Genomic DNA, 15,690 nt, shown 5'->3' with positions numbered 1-15,690 from the left:
AATGTAACTGCTAAATATTTTAGGATGGAACATAAACCGATAATTAAAAAACATCAGGTAGGAATAGTTCAGAATGGTGCCGGCGGTACAAAATATATTGAGTTGGTCCATTCGGGAGAAGACTATTTTTTGCGGTTGAAGGAAATAATTAATAAGGCAGAAAAAGAAATCCATTTGCAGACCTACATTTTTGAGAACGATGAGACTGGGAACAGCGTTGCGGCCTGCTTAAAGAAAGCCGCACAACGGAATGTCAAGGTATATGTTCTTTTAGATGCCTATGGCAGTGAGGCACTTCCCAATAGTTTTATACAAGATCTGAAAAAACACGGCATCTTTGTCCGTTTTTTTTCGCCTTTATTCTCCCTGAACAATTTTTATATCGGCAGACGGATGCATCATAAAATAGTGGTCGCCGATGAAAAAGTAGCATTGATCGGCGGAATCAATATAGCCGATAAGTATCGTGGAACCCTGAATTTGAAACCTTGGCTTGATTATGCCGTGCTGTTAGACTGCCCAGCAGCCAGTGATCTTCAAAAACTTTGCAGCGATTATTACTTTAAAGAAAGGAGTTCAAAAAAAATTAAACCCGTGCTGCATTCGGCAGGTAAGGCATTTGTTGGAATTATACAAAACGACTGGCTGAAAGGTAAAACGGAAGTTTGTGATGCTTACACCAATGCCATACTTCGCGCCGAAAAGGAAATAATTATAATTGGCTCCTATTTTTTGCCTGGCAGAAGATTGGCGAAAGCATTAAAAAAAGCCGGTAAAAAAAAGGTGAAGATAACGATCATTCTTGCGGGCATAAGTGATGTCCCCATGGTTCGTCGTGCGGCGGCACATCTATATTCATCGTTTCTACGCCATAATATGACGGTTTATGAGTGGAACAAGTCGGTGGTGCATGGAAAAGCTGCCGTAGTGGACAACGAATGGTCGACGATAGGGTCCTTCAATCTCAACAGCCTTAGTTGTTACGGCAGTATAGAAATAAACGTGGAAATCTATTCGCAAAGTTTTGCGGAAATCATGCGAAATGATTTTGACCAAGTTATAGAGCAATGCAGTGAGGTTACAATTAATACCCTCAAAAAAAAAGCAAGTGTTATTGACAAACTGGCAAATTGGGGCGCTTATCACCTAGTGCGTACAACCATCCTTTTCCTGACCTTTTTACCGCACTTAAGGGTTTTTAAAAATTACCGTTTAGAAAACACTGAAAACCAATCATGTTGGGAACATGATGCATAAAAGAAATTGAAAGCACCTCACTATATTAGAGCCTATCATGTCCAATTATAGTGGTGCCCTTGTGAATTAAGTACTCAAGTTTCGCACCCTGAAAACACCAGTCTTTTCAGGGTGCGAAACTTGAGTAAATTAACATTTGACAACATGCTTTTAAATTGGTCATGTCACTTTAAAGAGGGATACTATTACGGGCATCAATTTATGCTTCCGACTATCTCAGGACATATTGTGCCTTACCGACCATCATTAGGATTTTGTCAAAAAGCGCTAAGTATTGTTCCTTAGATTGTAACATGTTAATAGTTGTTACTCATAGTAGGCTAAATCTTTAATTCTAAAAAAATTAGCTATTAGAATGAAATAATTGTGAATAAGACAATCTTTTATTTGTGGTTGAGACGTGAATTTGACTTGAGCGTTTTCGACATTGGGCAATTAAGTTTTGAGTTTCATTACAACGCTCAAGTAAAGGATATCGATTAAGTGTATTTTAAAGGGTGTCAGCAGGTAAGCAATGAGCTTTTTGAGGGCGATTTCTTACTCTAGCTGCCAAATTCCATGTTCACAAAAGGTCCAAGATAGGCGGGAGGGCTGGGTTTCGGTTGTCCTTTTTCCATAAGGCGTATAAAACCGCCCGCTGCGAGATATTAGGGATTTCGAGGAACTTTACACCCATCCTAAAACCCTTTTGAAGCGAAGTGGGGATGATGGCCACACCCAGTCCACTTTCAACCAATTTGAAAATCGTAAGCGCGTGAACGGATCTATGGGTAACTACGGGCGTAAAACCCTTGTCTTCACAAATACTCATGATTTTGTCATAGTACTGCGAACTGTAATCTGAAGAAAACAGGATAAAATGTTCGGTGGAGACCTGCTCTATCCCCGTGAAGTTCATGTGATTCAGAACATGCTCTTTGGGCAGTACCAGCGAAAAGGTATCTGTAAAAACCGGTTTTAGCTGAAGGTTTTCGGGCACACGTGACAAACGCACAAAGCCCAGATCCAATTGGTCTTTTTCCAAAGCTTCCACTTGAGCGCTGTTGGCCAGTTCCTTCAGGCTGAACTGGATTTGTGGCAGTTGCACATTGGCCTTAATCAACAAATCCGGCAGTATCGATTGCATCGCCGAACCCAAGAACCCGATACGTACTTCGCCCAGACTTCCAGTTTGTACGAGTTTGGTCTGCTTTAGAGTAAACTCCAAATGGTTTATGATATAATCCACCTCCTTCTTTAAATAGGTCCCCGCAGCCGTCAAGCTTACCTTGCGCTTATCCCTGATAAACAGCTTGACGCCCAGAATGTCTTCCATCTGCTTGATTTGCCGGCTCAGGCCGGGCTGTGAGATATACAGCCTCTCTGCCGCTTTTCTAAAGTGCAGTTCCTCGGCCACGGCCAAAAAATAGGAGAAATGACGTAATTCTAATTGATAACCCATAGTTATTAGGTGTTGATAAAATCGGTATTTCCGATTATTAAAGGTAAGTCTTAATTTAACACTGCTAAATGTAAACTTCCGATAATGAACGCTAAGGATTCCATATTTTATTTGGGCAAAGACCATCTTACCGCCGGCAAGGCACTACAGATCGCCCGCAGAGAACTGAAGACCGAAATCGCATCGGAAACTTTGGAGCACATGAGGGCAAGCAGCCAACACGTGGCCGACATTGTAGCAAAAAACGAACCGGTGTATGGCATCAATACCGGTTTTGGGCCGCTCTGTACCACTAGAATTTCTAAGGAAGAAACCCTCGCCTTGCAGGAAAATATCATCAAGAGCCACAGTGTCGGCGTCGGAAATCCCATAACGGAGGAGCTCGCCCTGCTCATGCTGGTCTTAAAGGCACATGCGCTCGCACAGGGATTCTCGGGTATCTCCGAAGCAACGTTTGACCGTGTCCTCTGGTTTATAGATAATCAAATCGCGCCCATCGTTCCGGAGCAGGGGTCCGTGGGGGCGAGTGGCGATCTTGCCCCGCTCGCACATTTGTTCCTTCCACTTTTGGGTCTGGGTGAAGTCGTGCATAAAGGGAAGCGTCAGGCAGCACAAAAAGTTTTGGAGCAATTTGGTTTACAACCGGTCAGCCTTAAGCCCAAAGAAGGTCTGGCCCTGATCAATGGTACCCAGTTTATTGCCGCCCACGCCGTAAAAGTCATCGACCGCTTAAAGAACTGCCTCGATCATGCCGATATAATCGGCGCCTTGATGCTTGAGGCGTTGTGGGGTTCGGTAAAACCGTTTTATCCAGAGCTTCATCGGTTGCGTCCCTTTAAGGGAAACCGGCATGTTGCCGCCCGTATCAAATCTTTTGTCGAAGGCTCAAATGTCCTAAGTTCGCACAAAGATTGTGATCGGGTACAGGATCCGTATTCGCTACGTTGTATGCCACAGGTGCACGGTGCCTCACGCAATGCCTGGCTACACTTGAAGGAATTGCTGGAAGTCGAGCTAAATTCGGTCACCGACAATCCCGTTCTGATTGATGAAAACCTTACGATAAGTGGTGGAAACTTTCATGGTCAGCCCCTTGCCATGGCGCTAGATTATACAACTTTGGCGGCCAGCGAACTTGGCAATATCTCGGACCGGAGGGTCTATCTGGCAATGGAGGGCAAATACGCCGGCGTGCCAAAGCTTCTGCTCAGCGAAACGGGCATTAATTCAGGTTACATGATGCTGCAATACACTACGGCCGCCTTGGCAAGCGAAAATAAAGGGTTGTGCTTCCCGGCGAGCGCGGACAGCATTCCTACTTCGCTGGGCCAGGAGGACCATGTAAGCATGGGTTCCATCAGCGGTAGGAAAGCACTTCAGGTCATTCAGAACGTGGAGCGCATTCTGGCCATCGAGATGCTCACAGCGGCACAGGCCTTTGATTTTAGGGACACACTGAAATCAAGCGCGTTTTTAGAACGGGTTCACACGGTTATTCGGAAGAAAATCGCTTTTACGAAAGCGGACCGTATCTTTTCGGAAGATATAGAAAAGGCTCATCAGCTCTTACAAAATCACGAATTGATTGGAGTTTACCATCAATGCATCACCGAAAAATCCCTTGAGGAAATTGATGTTTTTCACAAAGAATTTCAGACTATCTAAGAGAAAGATAAATATGGTTTGTTAAATTGAATTTTATACATATGAAAGATATCTATAATTATATTGGTCCCATTCACGAAGTACTTCCTATGACCGGACTTCCGGAACGCGGGGCTTTAGCGGATTCAGACCTGAAACGCCTTACCGACCAAGGTATTCTGATTAAAAACGGGAAAATTGACCGTATAGATAAACACGAAAAACTTCTTCCCGAAGCAGAAAAATTGGGTGCTGAAATGTATGTCATAAATGGGAAGTATTGCGCACTGCCGGGGTTTTTGGACAGCCATACCCATATCTGCTTTGCAGGATCACGAGCCCATGATTACGCCATGCGAAACGCCGGAAAAAGCTATCTCGATATCGCTAAGGCCGGTGGTGGTATCTGGGACACTGTCACGCATACGCGAAAGGCGACCGAAGCCGATCTGGTCGCTGGGATTGTGAAGCGCGCGGACCTATTGATTTCCCGCGGTATCACCACCATCGAGGTCAAGAGCGGCTACGGTTTGAGCCCAACGGAAGAGCTCAAAATGCTCCGAGCGATCCAGCAGGCTCAGGAAAAAACTGCGGCCACGTTGATTCCCACTTGTCTGGCGGCGCACACGGTCCCAAAAGAATTCAAGGGAAATACTACAGGATATATTAAGGAGATCATCGAGGAACTAATGCCCCAAATACAGGAAGAACATCTGGCAAAACGCGTGGATGCCTTTATTGAACAAAGCTCTTTTACACCCGAGAACATTCGGCCCTATTTTAAAAAGGCGAAGGAACTGGGCTTTGATATTACCGTGCACGCCGACCAGTTCACGACGGGCGGGAGCCGTGCCGCCGTTGATTTTGGTGCCGTGAGCGCAGATCATTTGGAGGCCAGTACAGCGGAGGAGATCAAACTTCTTGCGCAATCCGATACCGTAGCTACAGTCCTTCCCGGTGCGACTTTGGGGTTGGGCTGTGCCTTTGCCCCCGCCCGAAGACTGCTCGATCAAGGTGCCATTCTCGCCATTGCCAGTGACTGGAACCCAGGATCTGCGCCCATGGGCGACCTGCTCGCACAAGCGGCCATTCTGGGGACTTTTGAAAAACTGAGCAACGCCGAGATTCTCGCCGGTATCACTATACGGGCCGCAAAAGCCCTGAATTTGGGACATTCGGTAGCTTTGGAAAAAGGAAATCCGGCAGATCTGGTATTGTTCAAAACAGATTCTTATGCCAATATTTTGTACCACCAGGGGCAGTTAAAGCCCGATCAGGTTTTCAAAAATGGAAAACAGGTTTTTAAAACAGTAACTTCATGATTTTTCAGGAACAGATTTTACAGGGCATTCCATCAGAGCTGCCTCCAAAAAAAGCCTACGATGCCAAGGACGACCGTGCTCCACGGCGAAAGGACATTTTGACCCCCGAGGAGAAAAAACTGGCGGTACGCAACGCCCTGCGCTATTTTCCCGAGACGTGGCACAAAACCTTGGCGCCAGAATTTTATCGGGAACTACAGGAATATGGCCGTATCTATATGTACCGTTTTAAACCGGATTATAAACTATACGCCAGGCCCATCGATGACTATCCCGCACAATGCGTCCAGGCGGCGGGCATCATGCTCATGATACAGAATAACCTGAATCCTCAAGTGGCGCAGCATCCGAACGAACTTATCACCTATGGCGGCAACGGGGCGGTTTTCCAGAATTGGGCACAGTACCTGGTCACCATGCAGTATCTGGCCCAGATGACCCAGCTGCAGACCCTACATATCTATTCCGGTCATCCTATGGGGCTGTTCCCGTCCTCGCCTGATGCCCCGCGCATGGTCGTAACAAACGGGATGATGATTCCCAATTATTCCAGACCGGACGACTGGGAACGCTTTAATGCGCTTGGCGTTACCCAGTATGGCCAGATGACCGCCGGCTCTTTTATGTATATTGGTCCACAGGGTATCGTGCATGGTACCACCATTACGGTAATGAATGCTTTCAGAAAAACACTAAAACCAGAGGAGACACCTGCGGGACATATTTTTCTTACCTCCGGCCTTGGCGGTATGAGCGGCGCACAACCCAAAGCGGGAACTATCGCCGGCTGCATTACCATTTGCGCGGAGGTCAACCCCGATGCGGCACGCAAACGCTACGAACAGGGCTGGGTAGATGAACTAATCGATGACATGGACACTTTGGTCGCGCGCGCGCGAAAGGCACAACGGAACGGCGAAGTGGTATCCCTTGCCTATATGGGCAACGTGGTCGAAGTCTGGGAGCGGTTTGACACCGAAGACATCCATATCCAGTTGGGTTCGGACCAGACTTCGCTACACAATCCCTGGGCGGGCGGCTACTATCCCGTAGGACTGAATTTCGCGGAAGCGAACAGCTTGATGACGGAGGATCCAAAAGCCTTTAAAAAACACGTCCGCAATTCGCTGAAAAGACACGTAGCAGCCATAAAAAAACATACCTCAAAAGGCACCTATTTTTTTGATTATGGAAACGCCTTTCTTTTGGAAGCATCTCGCGCCAGAGCCGGGGTTATGGCAGACAACGGGACCGATTTCAGGTATCCTTCCTATGTGCAGGATATTTTGGGGCCTTTGTGCTTTGATTATGGCTTCGGCCCCTTTCGCTGGGTCTGTACTTCTGGGGATCCTAAAGATTTAAAAACTACCGATGCGATGGCGAAAGAAGTTTTGGAGGCCATCAAAAAAGAAGCCCCACCAGAAATCGAGCAACAGCTTCAGGACAACATCACCTGGATCGCCGAAGCGGAAAAAAATAAATTGGTCGTGGGTTCCCAGGCCCGTATCCTCTATGCCGATGCAGAGGGGCGCCAGAAAATCGCTTTGGCCTTCAATGATGCCATAAAAACAGGAAAAATAAAAGCCCCGATCGTCTTGGGACGCGATCACCACGATGTGGGCGGTACCGACTCGCCCTACCGAGAGACCAGTAATATCTACGATGGAAGCCGTTTTACCGCAGATATGGCGATGCACAACGTAATCGGCGACAGCTTCAGGGGTGCGACCTGGGTATCCATACACAATGGGGGCGGCGTAGGCTGGGGCGAGGTCATCAACGGTGGCTTTGGGATGTTCCTTGATGGCTCGAAGAAAGTGGACGATAAAATCAAAAATATGTTGTTTTTTGATGTTAACAACGGGATTGCAAGACGTAGCTGGGCACGGAACAAAGAGGCGCGGTTTGCTATAGAACGGGAAATGCGGCGCACCCCAAACTTAAAGGTCACCGTCCCTCACTTGGTGGATGACGATATATTAAATATTTTGGATTAATGAAAAACTATCAAGCACCGAATCAGGAGATGTGGCTGGGAAGGGTGTCCCAAGCACAATTGTACCTGCACGAAAAAGTGGAACTGGCCTCTTTGAAGAATTTTCGCAAAGCGGAAGGAAATGAAGTGGCACTCTTGGGCTATTGTTGCGATGCCGGTATCAAAAGGAATCAGGGTCGTGCAGGTGCCATGGAAGGTCCGGATGCGATTCGAAAAGTGATGGGCGGACTGAGCAATCATTGGGATTCCAGTTTTAAGATCAATGACTTTGGTGACTTGGTCTGTAAAGGAGATGATTTGGAAACCCAGCAGAGCGAAACGACGACCGCCGTAAGCGCGCTGATTAAAAAGGGCTATTTTTCCATAGTCTTGGGTGGCGGGCACGACTTGGCTTATGCCCATTTTAAGGGAATCCGTAGGGCCTTTCCAGAAAAATCAATAGGGATTATCAACTTGGATGCGCATTTTGATTTGCGAGAAGTAAGCTCACGGGGAACTTCGGGAACTCCATTTTGGGAAATTGCCCAAGACGAAACGGATTTCCATTATTGCTGTCTTGGAATTCAAAAAGCGGGCAACAACTGCGAACTTTTCCGAACCGCGAAAAAGCTCAAGGTGACCCATTTGAGCAATACGGAGTTTACTTTGGCCCACTGGGCGAGGATTCAGAAAAGCCTATTAGAGTTTATGGCTAGGGTGGATCTGATCTACCTAAGTATAGATCTGGATGGTTTCAGCTCTGCCTTTGCACCCGGGGTCAGTGCGCCTTCCCCAATGGGCTTTCAGGCCGATGTAGCCATGAAAACCATCGCATTTTTAGCACAATCCCAAAAGTTAGTCAGCGCGGATGTTGTGGAACTCAATCCACATTATGATCGCGACAACGCCACGTCCCGTCTCGCCTCAAGTTTGATCTATCAATTGATGGACGACTTAAAAGCATAGGCCTACAAAATTATATATCGCGGCTTGTAATAAGCTATGAAAATATTTAACTGAACGACATTGAATTACTTTTCCCTAATTAAAATTTAGTTGCTTACTTTTTTCTTCTTTTTCGTTAATTTTCGTAATGTTGGAGAAGAAGTATACCACAATAAGAAGCCACTAAGAACGGTTATCAGACCAAGAAGGGAAAAAGCTCTTAATATTAAGTTGTTGAAATCGTCCCTTCCTTCGTAATCCATTGTATGGGTCATCCAAAGAAAATCGAACCAACGCCAATCTCGATGTCTTAAAGTTCTGAATGTCCCATCAGCAACTGACACATATGCTCGTAAATTTTCAGGAGTTTTGTAAGAAATCACGTATGCCGGCAGGGGTCCACTTCGGTATTCATGATGATTTCCTGTGGAAGTTATTCTCTCAATCCCACTAACATCCAAACCATCTATCATATTTTGATTGGCTACAGCGACTGCTTCAGCCTCGGAAAGATCTTTTTTAATAATACCTGTTTTTGCGTGCTGCAGGGTACTTTGATTGATCCAATAATAAGGCTCACCGGCAATATCTTTGAGTTCCATAGAATGGATCTTCGTACTAGCATTAAATTCAGAAGGACTTCCTAGATTAGAAAAATCAGCTTGAACCGTTCCGGTTTTACGAAATTGATCCCCGTGTATTTCATCTATATCCGTCCAACTGAAGTACAGACCACTTACGGTCCACATAATAAATTGTACCCCTATGAATAGGCCAAGGTACCTATGTGCCTGCCTTATTTTCAAGGCTGTTTTTCTTTTTACCATATTTCTTTAATAAAGAGGGAATTTGATCATTGAATTCAATGATCAAATTCCCATTTATGTTTTTAGTTTTTAGTAACCTTCCGTTTGTTCCATTCCTGAAGCTTGTATTTCACTGGCAGGGATTGGACAAATAGTCCTGTTATCTGTAGCCTGAACATCCAAATTAGATACATTTACTCCAGTATTCACATGTTCATCAACTGGGCGATTAATATCTTTGCCCCTCCGAATATAGTCGTAGACCCCGTGCCCTTCTAAAGCAAGCTCCCTTCTTCTCTCTTCCGCAATTCTTTCTTTTAGTGCCTCGCCGGTTTCTATTGCCTGATTGGCCAAGAAATTTGTAGTTCTTTTTCCAATAAGGATATTCAGGTAATTCGTTGCCTCGGAGTCACCTCCACCAGCACCGTTCGCAGCTGCTTCCGAGGCTATTAAATACATTTCGGATAGTCGTATTACGGGAATGTTGTGGGCACTTAATCCACCACCATCACTGCGGTTAACGTATTTTATGAATGCAGCATTGGTACCTTCCTTATCCTCCTCAAGCAATGCGGCTCTAGGATCACCTTCATAGGCACCCAATAATTCTACGAAAGTTTGAGTAGCTATTATATCTCCTTGTCCTCCATTTTTGAAATCGAACTGAGCTCCCAGTCCGTTACTCCCAAGAGAATTCTGGGTTGTAATACTTAATTCAAAAAGAGATTCAGAATTATAATCCTCAAAACCGTAAGAATCCACGCCCATCAGATTCTCCACCCCTCTGGCAGAAATTACCTCTTTGGCATACTTAAGTGCATTCTCCCAATCTTCTTTATAAAGATATACTCGAGCTAATAAGGCCTTAACTCCGGTTTTGGTTAGATACTGGGTGCTTCCCTGGTCCCAGCTGTTTTCCTCTAACATATCAAGAGAGCTTTGCATATCAAGTATAATCTGATCATAAGTTACCCCTAGACTACTTCTCTCCGTAACAATTTCTTCGGAAGAAAGTTTAAGAGGTAAACCCTGTGAAGCTGCTCCAGCTTTTAACCATGGATAAGTGAAAGTTCTAGCCAAATCAAAATAAATCATCCCTCTTAGACCTAAAGCCTCTCCCAAAATCTTCTGCTTTTCTGCAGCGTTACCTTCAGCAGCTTCTATATTATTAATAATCAGGTCCAAGTTATTTATAGCTTTAAAGGATTGAATCCATAAGTCCTCACAGCTACCATTATTATTGCTACTTTCTTCATACTTATAGGCAATCAATTCATAATCCCTTGGATTATACGTAGTTTCTACAAATCTAAAATCAGTACCCTTCACAGCCGCCCTTTTGTATAAAATTCTCCCTAGATAAGTATTTCGGGATATTTCATTGTAAGTGCCGGTCAATAACTTATCAAGTTTCTCTACCGAATTAAGTACCAAGTTCTCCGAGATAACGTGATCCGGTCTTTGCTCGAGCAAATCCTTGCTGCAACCCTGAAGAACAATTAATCCTGAGATCAGAATGCTTTTTATAAATGTTTTCATTTTAATGCTTTTTAAGTTCTAAAATTGTAATTGAAGCCCTAACAGAATAGTCCTCGATGTTGGTACTTGGAAGAAATTCACCCCATCGACAACGGATTCAGGATCATAACCGTCCAGTTCGGTCACTAGAAATAGATTGTTTCCCTGTATGTAGATCGACCCGCCTTTAATAATTTTTGATAAAATCGGAAGATTATAGCTCAATTTGACGTTTTTCAATTTCAGGTAATCCGAATTGTATAAATGTCTTGTAGAAACATCATTTGAAAAAGTTGGGTTACCGTTAATCCTGATCGGTACTGTGGCATTTGTATTATTCGGATTCCATGGATCAAGTTGAGCAACTGTATTGGTATACTGCGGAGCAAATCCGTCGTCATCGCGTTGAAATGCGGTGCGATCATATACCTTACCTCCCAGACCGAAAGTAAATTGGAAATCAATTGTAAAATCTTTATAATTTAGTTGGTTGAATAAACCTCCCTGAAAATCCTGTAAAGCATCCCCAAAAATTCCGTATCCAGCTTCCTGAGCATCTGTTGTTAGCTCACCAGTTCTTTCTCCATTATTCAAAACGTAATATTGCGCATACCCATTTGACGGATCTACACCGGCGTAATCCCTTAAGTAAAACGAATAAATACTTTCCCCTTCTTTAATAATCAAAGGATCCTGACCGTATCTTGAACTATATGTAGGAATAATATCATTTTTTAGCTTGGTAATCTTGTTATCAAGAACGGTCAGGTTAGCGCTAGTCCTCCAGTAAAAATCTTCGGTCGAAACAAGATCATACCCAATTTCAAACTCCCAACCTTTATTGGTCATTTCCCCGAAGTTTTGCAACTGGGTCATAAATCCTGTGGTAAGTGAAACAGGTACATTTAGCAATAGGTCTTCAGTCTTTTTATTAAAATAATTGGCTGTTAGATTTAATTTATTGAATAGATTGATATCTACCCCAACATTAAAGTTTTTACTTAATTCCCAGGAAAGATCAGGATTTTGAATTTGCCCATAAGACAAACCGGATTCTCCACCGTACCCCTTTTCATCTGTCGCAAAAAACGCCAAAGCAGCATAATATTGAGGTGGTAAATTACCATTGGTTCCATAGCTCCCCCTAAATTTCATATAATCTAATCCGTCAATATTCAAAAAATCTTCTTCGGACGCTACCCATGCTCCCGAAATAGACCAAAATGTTCCCCAGCGAGAATCTTTTCCAAACCTTGAAGAACCGTCTTGTCTTAAGCTTGTGGATAAATAGTATTTTTGTCCAAAATTGTAGGAAGCCTGAGAAAAATAAGAAAGAAGTGAATAATTCTCTGCATATCCTGTATGGCTCCAAAGGGTACCAATACTACTTGATGATAGTAGTTCACTATCCAAGATATCATATCCATACACATTTATTGAGTTCATTTTTGAAACTTGTGATTCCTGCCCTAATAAAACTTCGATACCATGATTTCCGAAGTTGTCATTGTAGTTTAATAAATTTGTAACGGTATACTGAAAAACCTCGCTCTTCACACGGTTGAGAACACCGTTCCAAATTCCGCCACCTGCACCAAACACTTTGTTGTCATACAATGTCTCATCAATTGCTTGCTGATCAATACCAAAAGTGGTCTTAAAAGTTAGAGGGTCCAAAATTTGGAATTCAGTATAAGCATTTCCTCTTACCCTAAATTCAGTATTTTCATATTTACCCACTTTCAATACCCCTATTGGGTTGGCATTTTTTTCAATGTCATTGGGAAGATTGGCAAAACCTCCAAAGCCTTCCGAATCATTTATCGGTGCTGCCGGTGGAAGAACACGGGCCATATATAATGGATTTAGCCCTCCTGCGTAAGTACCATCAAAGTTAGCAGCATTTCTTTCAGTCTTTGCCAACGAAAGATTTATCCCCAATTTAACCCAATCTTTGGCCTGGTTTTCAAGATTCACTCTGCCTGAGTATCGTTTCAGCCCAGTTTCTATAATCGTACCTGCCTGATCGAGGTAATCACCAGAAACATAAAAAGAAGTCTTATCACTCCCTCCCCTTGCTGATAGATTATATTTTTGAACTAAACCGTTCTGATAAATGGCATCAAGCCAATCTGAATTGGCATTGGTTGTTCCGTATATACCTTCATAATCATTTACTGCCTGATTTTCATAGGTATTGTAGAGCGTATTATCACCATAGACTCTCGTAAATTCAGCGTTTTCATTATTTTGGATGTACTGGTTTGTTTGACCTTCGATCCAAAGACCTTTGAATTGTTCATTATTGATAAGTTTTTCCTCGGTAAGGTTGTCGCTCCAACCCGTTTCAACTCCCAGAGTGATTTCTGTTTCACCCTTCTTTCCATCTTTAGTAGTAATTATAATAACACCATTAGCGGCTCTGGAACCGTAAAGGGATGATGCTGCAGCATCTTTTAAAACGGTAATGCTTTTAATATCTTCAGAGTTGATAGTTGACAATGGGTTATATCCAGTACTTCCCACCAAATCGTCGCCGGCTCTTAAGTTTGAATTGGTATTGATTACTACCCCATCCAATACGTATAAAGGCTGGGTATTACCACTAATAGAACCAATACCCCTTATTTGAACGTTAGACTTGCCTCCCGGCTGCCCCGAGGTAGAAATATTAATTCCGGAAACCTTTCCCTGAAGTGCAGTTTCAAAACTAGCTGTAGAACCGCGTGTAAGTGCTTCAGAATTCACGGTTTCCGCCGCCCCGGTAAAACTACGTTTATCAGATGTTCCATAGGCTACCACCACCACTTCATCCAGGCCTTCGGCGCTTTCGGCAAGGGTAATGGAAAGGCTTTTCCGCCCATCGAGTGCCACTTCTTTTGAGGCAAATCCAATATATGAAATTACCAGCGTTGCATTCTGGTCGGATAGCGTTATGGAAAAATTACCGTCAAAATCGGTCTGTACGCCATTGGTCGTCCCTTTTTCCAGAATACTGGCCCCGGGCAACGGTCTGTCATCGACATTGGTTACCGTACCCGACACTTGAAACTGGAGGTTGGCCTCGTTCTTCGTATCGCCTGTCGAATTCTCGGAAGAATCCACTTTGCCCGATTTCTTTTTTAAGATAATCTGCTTCTTCATAACCTGCCATTCCACATTTGTTTCCGAGAACAGTTCCGCAAGAACCGTTGTAATTTTTTGCTTCTCGACATTTATGGAAATCTCCCTATTCAAATCGACATCCTTCCTATTCAATAAAAACTTGAAATCGGAATGGGATTCTATCTCTTGGATAATCTCGGCCACCGTAGCGTTCGGCATATCCAAGGATATTCTTTTGCTCTGCGAATAGGTATTCGCATGAATTTGGAAGAGGGAAACTATCGTGAGAAATACCGTGAGTTTCATTTTCAGACTTACTTTTAGTTTGTACGGTTTAGTGTCCTCAATATAAAAGAGTTTTTTCATAATCTAGCGTTCTTAAATTGGTTTCAGTATTCAAATTACAGGTAGTAATTGCAAAGGTCTTTAGGTTAATGGTTTAATTTCATAGATTCCGGTTTAGGTTACTAATAATCACTTCATTATTCTCTATTTTGTACCTGATCGCATAGCTTTTATTGAAAGACTCCAACACCTCTTCGATAGTCTCGATATCGAAGGTGGCATCGAACGACTGGTCGTCCAGGTCTTTATTCCTGTTCTTTATGGTGACGTTGTATCTTCGCTCCAATGCCTGTCGAATCTTTCGGAAGGGGGTATTACGAAAAACGAGTTTGCCTTGAATCCAGGCCGTATAAATTTGCGTATCTACATTTTCGATGGTAATGTCGTACCCCACTTTTCGCCATTCGGCCTTAAAGCCTGGCTTTAGTAGAGTACCATCCCCACTTTCCTTGTCCTCCGCCTTTTTATAGAGTTCGACGGACCCCTCGACCAAAACGGTATTGATATTTGTGTCTTCGGGATAATGGGATACGTTGAACTTGGTGCCCAACACTTTAATGCTTAGTTCGTCGGCATGTACCGTAAAAGGATGTTTTTTGTCTTTCGTCACATCGAAATAAGCTTCCCCGGTCAAAAAAACGGTTCTATCAAGTCCCTTTAAAAATTGCACTGGATACCGTAAAGAGGTACCTGAGTTCAAAAAAACATGGGAGCAATCGGACAGTACTACATCGAAGCGTTTCCCGTAGGGTACTTTTAAGGTGTTGTAAACTAATTTTTGGGGAATGGTATCTCCATCAAAAGCAGCCCCCGGTACCTGATAGGTAAGTTGCGATTTTTCTTGGTTCCCGATTATGCCTCCATGGTCATCCTTGACCTTTCGGTTCGCCGTGGGATCTAAAGTTTCAATGGTTCCGTTGTCCAAGGTAATTGTGATGGCTTCTTCTATGGGAACGAGTTTGCTCGAAGTATCGCCTTTCGATCGGTTTTCATTGAAAAAATACCCCATCGTCAAAAACACTAGCCCAACAGCTGCATATTTCATCAGCGAACGGACTTTTCGACGACGGAAGACGTTTTTATCTTTCTTCATTCTCCGCTTCAGGACTTCCTTAATTTTATCGGTATCCGGTTCGTTCATAGCAGTGGTGGTTTCGTAATGCGACCGGACAAATTCCTCAAAAATCCGCTCGTTGCCCTCGACAGAAATCCAATTGGACAATTCATCCAAATCTTCTGCGGATGCCTCGTTAAAAAGGTATTTTATAATTCGGTTTTCCGTTTCGGCAGCAATCATATATCGGCTTGGTCTTTATAGTTAAGACAAAGCTA

General features: G+C 43.7%; 10 protein-coding genes. 5 read left to right on the top strand and 5 right to left on the bottom strand.

Annotated features, from left to right (window positions below):
- Window positions 1-24 precede the first annotated feature (24 nt).
- On the top strand, window positions 25-1,257 hold the full coding sequence (locus tag BLT07_RS03940; RefSeq protein WP_091866007.1) for a phospholipase D-like domain-containing protein: 1,233 nt from the start codon (window positions 25-27) through the stop codon (window positions 1,255-1,257).
- A gap of 562 nt (window positions 1,258-1,819) precedes the next feature.
- Here BLT07_RS03940 and BLT07_RS03935 read toward each other — a convergent pair.
- The gene (locus BLT07_RS03935) at window positions 1,820-2,698 is read right to left on the bottom strand and encodes a LysR family transcriptional regulator (protein WP_091866005.1); all 879 of its coding nucleotides are present in this window, start codon (window positions 2,696-2,698) and stop codon (window positions 1,820-1,822) included.
- An 84-nt stretch (window positions 2,699-2,782) separates the two neighbouring features.
- Between BLT07_RS03935 and hutH the strand changes: the two genes are divergently transcribed.
- The 4 genes from hutH to hutG are packed head-to-tail and all read left to right on the top strand — an operon-like array spanning window position 2,783 to window position 8,605.
- Window positions 2,783-4,363: a histidine ammonia-lyase gene (hutH, locus tag BLT07_RS03930; RefSeq protein WP_091866003.1), complete on the top strand. Its 1,581-nt coding sequence runs from the start codon at window positions 2,783-2,785 to the stop codon at window positions 4,361-4,363.
- 41 nt (window positions 4,364-4,404) lie between these two features.
- Complete coding sequence (gene hutI / locus BLT07_RS03925; protein WP_091866001.1) at window positions 4,405-5,664, top strand: imidazolonepropionase; 1,260 nt, start codon at window positions 4,405-4,407, stop codon at window positions 5,662-5,664.
- Window positions 5,661-7,661 carry a urocanate hydratase gene (locus BLT07_RS03920; protein ID WP_091865999.1) on the top strand — a complete coding sequence of 667 codons (2,001 nt, stop codon included), beginning with the start codon at window positions 5,661-5,663 and terminating at the stop codon, window positions 7,659-7,661. The genes hutI and BLT07_RS03920 overlap by 4 nt, the downstream gene beginning before the upstream one ends.
- Entirely contained in the window at window positions 7,661-8,605 is a 945-nt protein-coding gene (gene hutG, locus BLT07_RS03915) for a formimidoylglutamase (protein ID WP_091865997.1), read from the top strand. The genes BLT07_RS03920 and hutG overlap by 1 nt, the downstream gene beginning before the upstream one ends.
- Window positions 8,606-8,691: 86 nt before the next feature.
- On the opposite strand, the gene BLT07_RS03910 is transcribed toward hutG, so the two are convergent.
- The 4 genes from BLT07_RS03910 to BLT07_RS03895 form a co-directional block, all read right to left on the bottom strand.
- Window positions 8,692-9,411 (bottom strand): PepSY domain-containing protein, encoded by a 720-nt coding sequence (locus BLT07_RS03910; protein WP_091865995.1) that lies wholly within the window; start codon window positions 9,409-9,411, stop codon window positions 8,692-8,694.
- 69 nt (window positions 9,412-9,480) lie between these two features.
- The gene (locus BLT07_RS03905) at window positions 9,481-10,929 is read right to left on the bottom strand and encodes a RagB/SusD family nutrient uptake outer membrane protein (protein ID WP_091865994.1); all 1,449 of its coding nucleotides are present in this window, start codon (window positions 10,927-10,929) and stop codon (window positions 9,481-9,483) included.
- An 18-nt stretch (window positions 10,930-10,947) separates the two neighbouring features.
- A complete protein-coding gene (locus tag BLT07_RS03900) occupies window positions 10,948-14,217 on the bottom strand; it encodes a TonB-dependent receptor (RefSeq protein ID WP_175455248.1) in 3,270 nt (1,089 codons plus the stop codon).
- Between the two features lie 241 nt (window positions 14,218-14,458).
- Window positions 14,459-15,655 (bottom strand): FecR family protein, encoded by a 1,197-nt coding sequence (locus tag BLT07_RS03895; protein ID WP_091865991.1) that lies wholly within the window; start codon window positions 15,653-15,655, stop codon window positions 14,459-14,461.
- Window positions 15,656-15,690 lie beyond the last annotated feature (35 nt).

Source organism: Pricia antarctica (assembly GCF_900101815.1).
Classification (GTDB): Bacteria; Bacteroidota; Bacteroidia; order Flavobacteriales; family Flavobacteriaceae; genus Pricia; species Pricia antarctica.
Note: the sequence above shows the minus strand (reverse complement) of the source record. Positions and strands in the feature narration are given on the sequence as shown.